The organism is Tumidithrix elongata BACA0141, from assembly GCF_036349135.1.
GTDB classification, from domain to species: Bacteria; Cyanobacteriota; Cyanobacteriia; order Pseudanabaenales; family Pseudanabaenaceae; genus Tumidithrix; species Tumidithrix elongata.
The window spans coordinates 1-12,029 of the sequence record NZ_JAZBJZ010000142.1; the positions used below are offsets into that span (position 1 = coordinate 1).

General features: G+C 44.4%; 10 protein-coding genes and 1 pseudogene. 6 read left to right on the forward strand and 5 right to left on the reverse strand.

Annotated elements, in window-relative coordinates:
- Positions 1-292 precede the first annotated feature (292 nt).
- From V2H45_RS22740 to V2H45_RS22755, 4 genes and pseudogenes are all read right to left on the reverse strand, one after another.
- A complete protein-coding gene (locus tag V2H45_RS22740) occupies positions 293-1,438 on the reverse strand; it encodes a transporter substrate-binding domain-containing protein (RefSeq protein WP_330485979.1) in 1,146 nt (381 codons plus the stop codon).
- Positions 1,439-1,727: 289 nt separating this feature from the next.
- Positions 1,728-2,609, reverse strand: a complete 882-nt coding sequence (locus V2H45_RS22745) for a hypothetical protein (RefSeq protein WP_330485980.1) — start codon at positions 2,607-2,609, stop codon at positions 1,728-1,730.
- A 200-nt stretch (positions 2,610-2,809) separates the two neighbouring features.
- Positions 2,810-3,510 (reverse strand): annotated as a pseudogene (locus tag V2H45_RS22750) (IS1 family transposase).
- Positions 3,511-3,637: 127 nt separating this feature from the next.
- Positions 3,638-5,338 carry an NAD(P)H-quinone oxidoreductase subunit 4 gene (locus V2H45_RS22755; RefSeq protein WP_330485981.1) on the reverse strand — a complete coding sequence of 567 codons (1,701 nt, stop codon included), beginning with the start codon at positions 5,336-5,338 and terminating at the stop codon, positions 3,638-3,640.
- 351 nt (positions 5,339-5,689) lie between these two features.
- Between V2H45_RS22755 and V2H45_RS22760 the strand changes: the two genes are divergently transcribed.
- Positions 5,690-6,085: a hypothetical protein gene (locus tag V2H45_RS22760; protein ID WP_330485982.1), complete on the forward strand. Its 396-nt coding sequence runs from the start codon at positions 5,690-5,692 to the stop codon at positions 6,083-6,085.
- Positions 6,086-6,422: 337 nt separating this feature from the next.
- A complete protein-coding gene (locus V2H45_RS22765) occupies positions 6,423-7,277 on the forward strand; it encodes a prohibitin family protein (protein WP_408648874.1) in 855 nt (284 codons plus the stop codon).
- Positions 7,278-7,342: 65 nt separating this feature from the next.
- Here the strand turns inward: V2H45_RS22765 and V2H45_RS22770 are convergent, their stop codons facing one another.
- Complete coding sequence (locus tag V2H45_RS22770) at positions 7,343-8,260, reverse strand: LysR substrate-binding domain-containing protein (protein WP_330485984.1); 918 nt, start codon at positions 8,258-8,260, stop codon at positions 7,343-7,345.
- A gap of 192 nt (positions 8,261-8,452) precedes the next feature.
- On the opposite strand from V2H45_RS22770, the gene V2H45_RS22775 reads away from it, so the two are divergent.
- From V2H45_RS22775 to V2H45_RS22790, 4 genes are all read left to right on the forward strand, one after another.
- Positions 8,453-9,973 (forward strand): APC family permease, encoded by a 1,521-nt coding sequence (locus tag V2H45_RS22775; RefSeq protein WP_330485985.1) that lies wholly within the window; start codon positions 8,453-8,455, stop codon positions 9,971-9,973.
- Positions 9,974-10,082: 109 nt separating this feature from the next.
- Positions 10,083-10,817 carry a cadmium resistance transporter gene (locus V2H45_RS22780; protein WP_330485986.1) on the forward strand — a complete coding sequence of 245 codons (735 nt, stop codon included), beginning with the start codon at positions 10,083-10,085 and terminating at the stop codon, positions 10,815-10,817.
- A 48-nt stretch (positions 10,818-10,865) separates the two neighbouring features.
- Positions 10,866-11,504, forward strand: a complete 639-nt coding sequence (locus V2H45_RS22785) for a cadmium resistance transporter (protein ID WP_408648875.1) — start codon at positions 10,866-10,868, stop codon at positions 11,502-11,504.
- A gap of 47 nt (positions 11,505-11,551) precedes the next feature.
- Positions 11,552-12,010 (forward strand): hypothetical protein, encoded by a 459-nt coding sequence (locus tag V2H45_RS22790; protein ID WP_330485988.1) that lies wholly within the window; start codon positions 11,552-11,554, stop codon positions 12,008-12,010.
- The last annotated feature ends 19 nt before the right edge of the window (positions 12,011-12,029 follow it).

Here is a 12,029-nt window from a genome sequence, read left to right on the forward strand (position 1 = left end):
CCTAGATCTTTGCTCCTACGGCGCTATTGCTTACTAATTTTGTCCGAAGTATTGTAAAGCCAGAGGAAAAGCTACAAAACTTTCCTACAGCAAGGGAGAATCAAAAGTAGTGGGTGAAAAGTTTTATTTGGAGCAGTTGATGAAGCGAGTTCAAGATAATCCCAATCATTTGAAGTCATTCCAAACATTTATTGATTTCTGCGATCGCCTTTCCAGAAAATAGAATCGTAGTAGGGGCAATTCATGAATTGCCCCTACATACAAATAAAATTGGGATTGCAATATCAGTTCTTTAATTTCTGACAAACCATTTTTTATAGAGGTCTTTGTAGGTTCCATTCTCTAGCAGAGTCAGCAGGGTATTATTGACCTGACGTCGAAGCGGGCTATTAGGAGGGAATACGATTCCATAGTTCTCGTTTTCAAAAACGCCTCCTACAACTTGAACCTTACCTTTACCCTCATGAGAAGCGTAATAAAGTAGAACGGGAGCGTCAAAAACCACAGCATCTGCCTGACCGTTCAGTATCAGATCGTAGGCAGCTTCAATCCGATCTACTTCCGTGGATTGAATATTATTTTTACGGAGATAATTGGCTGAGGTACTGCCTGCAATCGTGGCAATATTTTTACCCGGTAAGTCACTTTCGCTCTGAATGCTTCCTTGTAGCTGCTGTACGGTCAGCGAAGTGGTTACGGTTGCTGTAAAGTAGGCGACAAAGACAACTGCTGTAAACATCCAAAAGATAGCCACAACCCTACCGATCCAAGTTCTCGGCATTTGTTCTGCTTGTGTTGCCAAGGTTGCCAAGACCCACCAAAAAACTGTAAAAATGCCTGGGAAGTAAGATTTGTTTTCTAACATTCCTCCTTCATCACGACTCTCTACCCACCAAACAATATGCACAGGGATCAAACTGACTAATAGAATCAGTCCGATTACTTGAAACAAACCAACGGAAAAGAAATTAGCAACCATACTGAACAGTGAGTTTCCACTATTCTTCATCGGCACTAAAATCTGCAAACCACCCTGAAAGAATGGATAGGAAAAATCAAAATCCTTATCTCGTTCCTTGGTAATCGAAACAGCCGCAATGCCTAAATCAGCTTGATTGGTTTTAACCTGTTCTAACATGCCATTAACACTGGGCTGAACGGAAAGGGTATATTTTATACCCAGTTCAGTTGCGATGTTTCGCAATATATCTATACTAAAACCAGCTAGCTCCTTCCCATCCTCAAACACAAAGGGCTTCAGTACCCGTGTTACCACGCGTAGCGTCTGATTTGGCTTGACTTCGGTCGTAACATTTGGCGCTGTATTCGCAGGCTTTTGTGCGAATGCTGGCAATTGAACGCTGAAATAAATCGTTAGGACTAGGGATAGAACCACTGTTAAGCCGATCGCTATCCACGACCAGTATTTCTTTTGCATAAAAATCATCTCTTAGTTCCACAAAAATATAGCAGACTGTGAGAAATACAGAGATGGGAATTCTCAGTAGGATCGATTCTATAAGCAAGATCCTGTCTGTGCAGTTACTATGACCTCCTGGGGATGGTGTGGCAAAGCCCCACCCAGTTACCCTGACTAATTCACTATTCTTAATCTTTCCGATCGCAAAATTACGCCTGTTGGCAGTACTCAAGATGTATGGCTCTTTCTCATAAACGATTTGGGATTGCTATAGCATAGAGGAACTTAGTGTTTTCCAACTTTGGGTTCACAGACAAACTTGTTGTCCCCAACGAATTTTTTGTGTGGAGATAGGTGGCTCGATACACTCAAATTCCTCAACCTTACGATTTCCCAAATCCCCATAGGTTCTTACCCAGTCGGTTTCAGCCACATTAAATTGTACGAGACTAACTTGAGGACAGGCTTCGATAATCCTCTTACTAACTGAGGCTAGAAGTTGATTTGAACTCATGACAGCATCTACCCCAGAACCCTTGAGTCGAAAGTTGTAGCTAAATGGACGAAGTTGAGGATAGCCATCAAATTGGTTAGAAATATCGTTTTTATAAACCTCAGCGATCGCATTTCTGCCCAATTCAAGCTGAGATTGAACGGTTTGCAATGCTGTCATGCAGGCTCGGCTGTCTTCTGCGTTTCGCTGAACGATCGCAAATCCACTCCGTAGTTCTCTCTGCTTTAAGGAGCTTATGCTGGTCGATCGCGCCTGTTCGTAGGGAATAAATTCTCCTCTGGGCAAATCTAGCCAGAGAATATCTGAGGTGTTTACGACGCGAAAGCGATCGATTTGGGGGGAGGTATTGGGGTCACCGGGACAGGAGCCGCCATGTTTCTCACGAACGGCTACACTGACATAATTTGTCTCCACTCCTTCAACTTGGAATACGAGGCATTCGTGTCTAAATCGCCCTTGGTAGAAACCGTCACGGCGAATGCGATCGCTAAGAATGGCGATCGCTTGCCCAGTTTGCGAATTTGATGTATTTAAGGAAGTGACAAAAGAACTTACAAAAGAATTTTGAGGGCTAGATTGAGCCACTGCTTGAGAGGTAGCGTCAAAGAAACTAAACCCGCCCATACCAAGCATGACCGAGGAAATTAACCCAATCGTTCTAATGCGATCGCCCATAATTGTCTAACCTTCCTACTGACTGCAATCAAAATCAAAAAATACCCCACAATTTATGGGACGGAGCTTTTGCTTGATGCTATTCGTTTCCTTTAGACGTACAAACCACGATTTTGTTCCGCGTTGGTTTGCATAAGGCATCGGAAGGTCTAGGAAGTTTTTTTTAAATGGTGTAGAGCCATCTTCAAATCTCGGTAGTGCTAAATAAGTAATGATTTATTATACTGATGAATGAAATACCATATAGCACCAATGTGATTCTCCAAGAATTTTGAGAAGGACAAGGTTTTTCGAACCAACCGAGACACCCGTTTTCTTAAAGTATTATTGAAACGCTCAACATAGCTGGTTTTCCCTGTTTCTTTTTCCACTGCTCGATGTCGTTTGCTTGGTAGAACGGCTCCATAGGCAGCCCAAAAATCGATGTAAGCGATCGCACGTTGGCGATAGATAGGAGGCAATGATTCCCACAACTTACGTGCAGATCGTTCATCCCTTGCGCCAATATAAACGCCAATAATTTCACGAGTGTCCGCATCAAGCGCCAACCATACCCATTGCTTGTTCCCTTTACGATCCACGAAAGACCATAACTCATCACACTGAATCGTCAGTCGCCCTTTTTTTTGATAACACTGCGGGGCATCTGAGCATATTTTTCATTGACATAGGTTTGCAACCACTGTTCAGAAACTTTTACGACACGAGCGATTCCAGCGAGAGAGCGCCGTTCCAGCAGCAATCGGTCAATCAGTTCCTGTGTGGCTTGGTCGATCACCTTTTTAGTTGGTTGTTCAATGAACTGTCGTCCGCACTTTTGTTATTTAAATCGTTGTTTACCGTTATCAATGTGACCATTCTTAACCGTTTGGGAAGATGCACAAATGGGGCAAGCAACCATAGGACCACCACACTAAGAATTTCTACATCTCTATCATTACATCTTGAGCACTACCTAGATGAGAAAACTTTCTATGCGAAAAAAGAGGTTCAGAAAACTATGGTGCAATTTTCCGAACCTCTTTTGACTACTTAGCCAGAGCAGAGATAATTTCAACTTTTGCAATCGTAGGAAATGAAGAATGATTGGCAAAAGTCGGGGCATTTTTTGAGGATACAACTTGCACGTAGGCTTCGCGAACCTGTGCATTCAGTGCCACTGTCGAGGCATCGTAGAGTTGCGAAGCCAGCTTGGGATAGAACCCGATCGCCACAATCGGCACGAAGAAAAGAAGTGCGATAAACACTTCACGGGGTCTGGCGTCGCTAAAGTCAGCATCGATCGGCAAAACGCAATTGGTGCCAAAGCAAACCGCTTCCTGACTACCTTGTGCCTTTAAGCTGATATCGGAAATATCGCAGGAGGGTGAGATATCACAGGAAGGAATTGCCTCTGAGGCATAAAAGATTTGCCGTAACATCGAGAGCAGGTAAATCGGTGTCAAAATTACACCGACCGCCGCTAAGAAAACCGTTACCGTGCGGAACGGTGAACTATAGATGTCGCTGGTTGTAATACCAACAAAAACCGCAAGTTCGCTGGCAAACCCACTCATCCCAGGCAGTGCAAGGGAGGCTAATGCTCCAATCGTAAACAGGGCAAACACCTTAGGCATCACTTTCCCGATATAGCCCATCTCTTTTAAGGACATCGTGTGGGTGCGATCGTAGGTCACCCCTGCAAGGAAGAACAAGACAGATGCAATAAGACCGTGGGAAATCATCTGTAACATGGCGCCATTGATGCCCAAATCCGTGAAGGACGCAATCCCAATCAAGACAAACCCCATGTGCGAAACTGAGGAATAGGCGAGACGACGCTTCATATTGGTTTGGGCAAAGGAGTTAAATGCACCATAGACAATATTGACTACGCCCAACATCACCAATATCGGTGCGAAATAAACATGGGCTTGGTCGAGCAGTCCCATATTGAGACGAATCAATCCGTACCCTCCCATCTTGAGTAGGACGCCAGCCAAAATCATCGATACAGGTGATGATGCTTCCCCGTGGGCATCAGGTAACCAAGTATGAAAGGGGAAAATTGCCAATTTGACCCCAAAGGCAATCAACAATCCTGCATAGAGGGGTAGCTCTAACGCCAATGGGTAATTTTTTAAAGCAAGTTCGGCAATGTCAAAGGTGAGGGTGTTTCCATAAAATGCCATGGCTAACCCTGCTACCAAAATAAAAATAGAGGCGGCAGCGGTATAGATTAAAAACTTGGTGGCCGCATACTGCCGATTCTTACCGCCCCAGATCGAAACCAGTAAGTAAACGGGGATAAGCTCGACCTCCCACATAATGAAAAATAGCAGTAGGTCTTGCGCCACAAATACACCTATCTGTGCTGCATACAGGACAAGCATGAGGAAGTAAAAAAGACGTGGCTTGCGATCGACTTGCCACGCGGCAAAAATCGAAAGCGTCGTCACGATTCCTGCTAAAAGCACCAGAGGTACAGAAATACCATCGACCGAAACTGCCCAACTTAACCCTAACTGCGGAATCCAATCATATTTTTCCGCTAGCTGAAACGTCGCACTGCTCGGATCGTAATGCTTCCAGAAGGCGTAGCACATCAAAATAAAGTCTGCGATGCCTACACCCAAGGCATACCACCTCACATTTTTACCATCTTTATCAGGCAAAAAGGGGATAAGTAAAGAAGCTACGAGTGGGAGCAGGACGATCGCGGTAAGCCAAGGGAATCGGTCTAATGTCATGTCAATGAGAATAAATACTTACCGAAGAGATAAGTTTATTTTACTAAACTTTATGAAGATTTAATCATTAGTCTTTACAATGGCTACCATTTATTTAATTCTCTGCAAGATAAAGTCCCTAGCCTGAAGTTGAAGATCCTATTTAGGTTTTGTGAACCATTCTGTATTATTGCAAGACGGATGTTACAATTAAATTCCTCAAATATTTTCTAAGTAAAAAATTAACCTTGAAATGGTTCTATATGATTTCTGGGATATTGACAAACACAATTTAGGGCTTTAAAGTCCCCTATCACTTAGCTGCTTAGCTTCTCTGTGCTTAAAGTTTAGACCGTGAGGTATTTGAAAATTTTGGCAACGATCGCGATCTTCAGACTTATCGACCGATACATTGGTTCATCTGAATGTTTCTTTCTTGGTGATTTCAACGACCAAACTCTTGTGGAGTTTTATCCAAAGTATTGCGAGTTTGAGTTAGAAGCAGAGCTCATTCAATTTATGGGACGAAATATATATGAAAGGTTTGCTGCTGCTTTTTTCACTGCATCATGTACTCACCAAGCAAAGATAATCCGTGGAGTTTTGAAGCGATTTCCACTCAATGCTTCATCCCATTGTCCAGAGACAAGAACCAAAGAACTTTACACAAAGTTATTAGGTATGGCTGAAATGCTAGATGGTCTATCACATCCAGAGAGGGAACAAGAGGGGATATTTATGTCGAAAAACTCAGTACTCAGGAGCTAGAAGTAAATGCAGGCGATTTGCGTAAGTACGTGATGTTACCGTAGATACAATCAAAAAGCCCTATAATAGCGACGTGACTATATCATTTACTCATCTCGCTCTAGTCTGACTTATGTTGACAGAGGAACCCCAAAGCCCAATAAACGCTGAGCCCTTTAAGGCGGAGATTGTAGACCCAAGGATCGAATCAGGCACGGATGGCAATTCCAATAGTAATACAGTCAGAAATTCAGACATCAATCCCAATAAAACACCTCAGCCGAAACTCGCGTCAACCGCCACAACGACTACAGCCAAGCCCATACGAAAAGTTGGTGACTTAGATATTGCTCGACGCATTGCTATCTTTTTTTGCCTGTTGGCAATCGTGGTGAATTTCTTTGCGATCGTTGATGCAGGCGAAAGGGGCGTACTCATGCAATTTGGCAGGGTTCAGCAGGAGATCCTCGATGAAGGTATCCATTTTGTGATTCCTTTAGTTCATTCTGTGCAAAAGCTGAGCGTGCGCATTCAAAAGCAGCAGATTACCGCAGAGGCTTCTTCTAAAGATTTGCAGGATGTATTTACTGATATCGCGCTCAACTGGCACATCGTTCCAGAAGAAGCAAATATCATTTTCCAGCAAATTGGCAGTGAGCAGGAAGTTGTAGAGAGAATAATCAATCCCGCTGTTGAAGAGGTGTTAAAAGCGGTGATGGCAAAATATACAGCAGAAGAAATTATCACCACTAGGGGAGAGGTGAAAGCAGGCGTCGATCGCGCCCTTAGCGATCGCTTGAGAGCCTATCACATTGCTGTTGATGATATCTCCCTCGTTCATGTACATTTCTCACAAAGGTTTAGTGATGCGGTAGAGACAAAACAAATTGCCGAGCAAGAAGCAAAACGGGCTGAGTTTATTGCGCTGAAAGCTAAGAGTGAGGCTGAAGCAAAGGTCAACTTGGCAAAAGGTGAAGCTGAAGCACAGGGAATTATTCAGAAGACTTTAACGCCCGATTTACTGCAAAAGCAAATTGTTGACAAGTGGAATGGGAACCTGCCGCTGGTCATGGGAGAGAGCAATGGCAATTTATTGGATCTGAGTAAGTTATTACAAAATAATCCCGTGAATTCTGTATTTCAAGCTCCGATACCATTGAGTAGTGGCATATTGGAATCAAATCGTAAAATCACACCCCCCAGACAGCCATAGGCGAATTTCTGTTAGGCAAAAGGTAAAGCCGAAACCTAGGAAATTGAATTATCCAGACAGTTTAATTATGCATTTAATATTTGCTCGAACGTTTTAGAGAGGCGCGTCTGAAAGCGTTGTTTGTGCTTTAGTTTTAAGAATGGGCGGACAATTTCTAGCGGTTTGCCAGCTCCTTTTTGATTATCAACAACTTGAATTGAGCGCAGGATGGATAGGCGCATTTCTTTGGCAACCATCAATTCAGAAATTGCCGCAGCTACCTCGCTACTTTCCACGATCGCTTTGATCATTTCCCCACTGGCTAGTATCAAAACCGTATTTAACGCACGAGGATCGATACCCCATGAATGCAGTGCCCGTTCAAACACCTGTTGCGAACCAGAGCCAGACTCACGCATTACCCAAGTTGTTTCCTTTAACTCATCCACCGAAACTTCAATGCGTTGAAACCAAGGGTGCGACTTGCCAACGATGATTCTCATGCGATCGCGATCGATGACTTCTGGTTCTAAAATATCTTGTAGCGATTGCTGCACTTCTCCTTCGATCAGTCCTAGATCGAATAGCCCTGCTGCCGTGCCTTCACAGATTTCTTCAGTATTTGCTAAGGTGCAGTTGACCGAGATCTGGGGATATTGCCGCTGAAATTCACTAATTTTATAGGGCAACCAGTAGTTCCCAATCGTAAGGCTGCTGCCTAACTTTAGTTCTCCCCGTTGCATGTTGTTTAATTCCCTTAATCCTCGCTCTGTGAGTGCCACTTGATCGAGAATTTTTTGCGCTTCTACTTGTAGCAACAAGCCTGCTTCTGTAACTTCGATACGACGACCAATGCGATGGAATAACTTCGCACCATATTCTGACTCTAGACTCTGAATCGCAGCACTGACAGCGGGCTGGGTAATATAAAGAACTTCAGCGGCACGGGTGAAGTGAAGGTGCTCTGCTACGGCTAAAAAAATTCGTAACTGATCGAGGGTCATGAAGTTAAAAAGGAAGCAACGATAATCTGTAAAGTAGCGCAACTGTAAAAGAGACGTAGTAATCCTCAAGCGGGAATTGATAACTTTAAGTTATGGTTATGACAAAAAAGACCATTTGATCCTATTTGTTCTGTCCTATATGGTTCTAGTCAAGGTTGCAATACCTCAGCCTCAACGATGGAAATTTACGATATGACTAGCGAAGTAAGACTCAGTAACGGACATGGGGCTAGTATTCATGGGCTAAAGCTAGACTGTCTCTCTTTTGGAGAGGTTTTAGCACAATCTTTTGCTGTACTCGCACCCACAACGATCCCCGCATCAAACATTGGTCTAATTGTGGCGCTTTCAGGGAATGGAACTTGGCTGAGTTTTCTGATTGGCATGGTGGGACTGGTATTTGTCAGCATTAATATTAATCAATTTGCCAGTCGCTCGGCTTCCCCCGGTTCGCTGTATACCTACATTGTGAGCGGTCTAGGTGCAAGTGCAGGTGTAGTTTGCGGCTGGAGTTTGGTGTTGGCGTATTTGTTTACAGGGATGTCGGTTTTATGTGGTTTTGCTAACTTTAGCGACATCTTATTTGGTCATTTAGGTATCAATTTTTCCGATATTACGTTGCTTGCCCTCGGTGCGGGAATTGCTTGGTACGCCGCTTACAAAGATATTCAACTTTCCGCGATCGCGATGCTGTGGTTAGAGGGAATCTCGATCGCTTTGATTGCTATTTTAGGAGTGACGATCTGGGCACATAAAGGCTTTGCCCTAGATATGTCCCAATTTACCTTGCAAGGGGTAACACCCGGAAGCACAGCCAGCGCACTGGTCTTGGTGATCTTTGGCTTTTCGGGGTTTGAAAGCGCTACATCCTTGGGCGGCGAAGCTAGAAACCCCTTACGCTCAATTCCCAGAGCCTTGATGGGTAGCGTGCTGTTGGCAGGTTTCTTTTTTGTGTTTATGTCCTATGTGGAGATCCTTGGGTTTAGGGATACAGGGGTAGCGATCGCCACAAGCGAAGAACCGCTTGGTTTTCTAGCAAAACAAGCAGGCGTAGGATTTTTAGGAGATTTGGTGGCGATCGGGGCTTTGTTCAGCTTCTTTTCTTGCGTGCTCGGTAGCATTAACCCAGCAGCAAGGGTATTTTTCATGATGGCGCGTCACGGTTTATTCCCTTCCTCCTTGGGGATCGCCCATGCATCGAATCGCACTCCCCATGTGGCAATTTCGATTTGTTCTTTAATTACATTTTTTGTGCCAGCGGCGATGACGTTGTTTCATGTCAAATTATTTGACTGCATGGGGTATCTGGGCGCAATTTGTAGCTTTGGCTTTCTCACGGCTTACCTGCTGATCTCGATCGCTGCCCCCGTATATCTTTACAAAATTGGCAAATTACGCGCCCGTGACATCCTATTTTCCTTGCTCGGCGTAGGATTTATGACCCTGCCTGTTTTGGGCAGTGTGGGCATCCCAGGCAGCACGATCTTCCCCGTGCCACAGGCTCCCTATGATGCCTTTCCTTACTTGTTCTTGATGTACTTGGTTGTCACCTGCGGTTGGTTTATTGTCCAAAGACTGCGATCGCCCCATGTGCTTCAGTCGATGGAGCGAGGTATAGAGGAAATCAATGCCCAATTTGCTAGCCACAACCCACAACTTGGCAAACCAGCAACACAAGTAGTTGCGGTCACAATTGACGAAACCGATTCCTAACAGGATTTTCTGTTGAAATTCGTGCTCAACATTGAGCTTTGGGGCTTGCAAACGCATACCTAGTCATCGATTTAGCTACTTCACCTTTTCAAATCAAGGGCAAAAACACATGAATGGATTAATCACCGCAATTCCCACGGGCTTTACTGCCTTTTGTGCCACAAATCTCGATGATATTGTGATTTTGCTGCTGTTTTTCTCACAGGTAAGCACGAACTTTCGGCGAAGACATATTGTGATTGGGCAATATCTGGGTTTTGCTGTCCTCGTCATTGCCAGTCTCTCAGGTTTCTTTGGTAGTTTTCTAATGCCCCGTCCTTGGATTGGGATGCTCGGTATTCTTCCGATTGCGATTGGGTTGGGGCGTCTGCTCAACCAAGATGAAGAAGACCTTGAGCCCAACGACCAAGCGATCGCTTCAGAAGGTTCGCTCCAAAACTCTGTGTTTGCCAGTTTGTTATCGCCACAGGTGTACAGCGTGGCAGCGATCACTTTTGCCAATGGTGGCGATAACATTGGCATCTATGTACCGCTATTTGCAAATAGCACCGTAGAAAGTCTCGCGATCATTCTTGCGGTTTTCTTTACTCTGGTGGGCGTGTGGTGTTATGTAGCCTATCGCTTGACCCAACTACCTGCGATCGCTGAAGTACTGACTCGTTATGGGAACTACTTGGTTCCCTTTGTTTTGATCGGGCTCGGTGTGCTGATGCTCATTGACGGTCACACTTTGGAATATCCAGGTCTGACGGTACTAGCACTGGTGGCGATTTGTCTGAGTTTGCTCAATTTAAGCAAAAGTGGCGAAAGAGTTTTAGCGCTAGCCAAAAATTGGCTGAGATAATCGATCCTAGTTGTGCAGGGCAATAATTTAGAGGATCGCAGCATGGGTATTGGATGGTTAGCTAAAGTAATCGTGGCAGCAGTTACTGCCTTTGTGGCGACAAATATTGACGACATTATTATCCTCATGATCTTTTATAGCCAGGTCAGCCCTACCTTTCGTTCTAAGCACATCATCATTGGACAGTATCTTGGCTTTAGTGCGCTGATTTTGCTGAGTCTACCGGGATTTTTTGGGGGCTTCGTGATATCCAGAATATGGATCGGTCTCTTAGGCTTTGTTCCGATTGCGATCGGGATTCATACGCTAGTGAGTCACCAGAACACCGAACATCACGTTCAAACAACATCCCCCCTTTATGCCAAGTCGTTTCTTTCAAGCTTTCTGACTCCCCAGATTTACCATGTTGCCGCAGTGACATTTGCGAATGGAGGAGACAACATTGGAACCTACATTCCCTTATTTGCTAGCACTGATGTTGTTGGCTTAGGTGTGACTTTATCTACTTTTTTCCTAATGGTGGGACTGTGGTGCTATGTCGCCCACCTTCTGACTCGTTTTGCCCCGTTAGCCTATGTTTTGACCCGTTATGGTAAGGCCGTCGTTCCCTATGTCTTGATTGGGTTAGGCATCTATATTTTGATTGATAGTGGAACCTATCACCTCCTGCCCCAATTTGCTGCCTAAGTTCCGATCGTCCCTATCCTCAAAAACTATTCTTAAAGGAGAAAATTATGAAAACTCTAAAATTAATTCTTGTGGGTCTGTTTGTTTTATTGAACCTTGCGATCGCACCGCCTTCCTTTGCCGACCGAATTCCATACACAGAAAATCCCGACTATATTGAAATTACCAATACCTTAACAGAACTTCAAAAAGCTAAGGAAACGCAGGTTGCACCTGAAAGCGATGAAACGACCAAAAAAATTGCTGCCTTGGAGTTTCAAAAATATGCCCTAGAAACAGGCACAAACTGGGGGCAATGTCGCAATGAAACAGGCAAAACTATTGGCGTATATGGTTCCAAACGCAAAAAAAAGAATTCTAATCGCCCGACCAACCTCTATTTCTTAGCAGATGCCCAAACCACAGCGCAGGATTGGGATTGTGATGGCATCTACATCCCCGTCGATCGCAAAGTCAGCGATTTGGATGTGACTAGTAGACTACGGCGTAAAAATGTCTACCGTTAAACTGCCAGAGCCTTTCCTT

Excerpts from the sequence above, each read along its gene's own strand:
- V2H45_RS22780 (WP_330485986.1), top strand. The coding sequence starts at position 10,083 with ATGAATGGATTAATCACCGCAATTCCCACGGGCTTTACTGCCTTTTGT.
- V2H45_RS22775 (WP_330485985.1), top strand. The coding sequence starts at position 8,453 with ATGACTAGCGAAGTAAGACTCAGTAACGGACATGGGGCTAGTATTCAT.
- V2H45_RS22790 (WP_330485988.1), top strand. The coding sequence starts at position 11,552 with ATGAAAACTCTAAAATTAATTCTTGTGGGTCTGTTTGTTTTATTGAAC.
- V2H45_RS22770 (WP_330485984.1), bottom strand. The coding sequence starts at position 8,260 with ATGACCCTCGATCAGTTACGAATTTTTTTAGCCGTAGCAGAGCACCTT.
- V2H45_RS22740 (WP_330485979.1), bottom strand. The coding sequence starts at position 1,438 with ATGCAAAAGAAATACTGGTCGTGGATAGCGATCGGCTTAACAGTGGTT.
- V2H45_RS22745 (WP_330485980.1), bottom strand. The coding sequence starts at position 2,609 with ATGGGCGATCGCATTAGAACGATTGGGTTAATTTCCTCGGTCATGCTT.
- V2H45_RS22755 (WP_330485981.1), bottom strand. The coding sequence starts at position 5,338 with ATGACATTAGACCGATTCCCTTGGCTTACCGCGATCGTCCTGCTCCCA.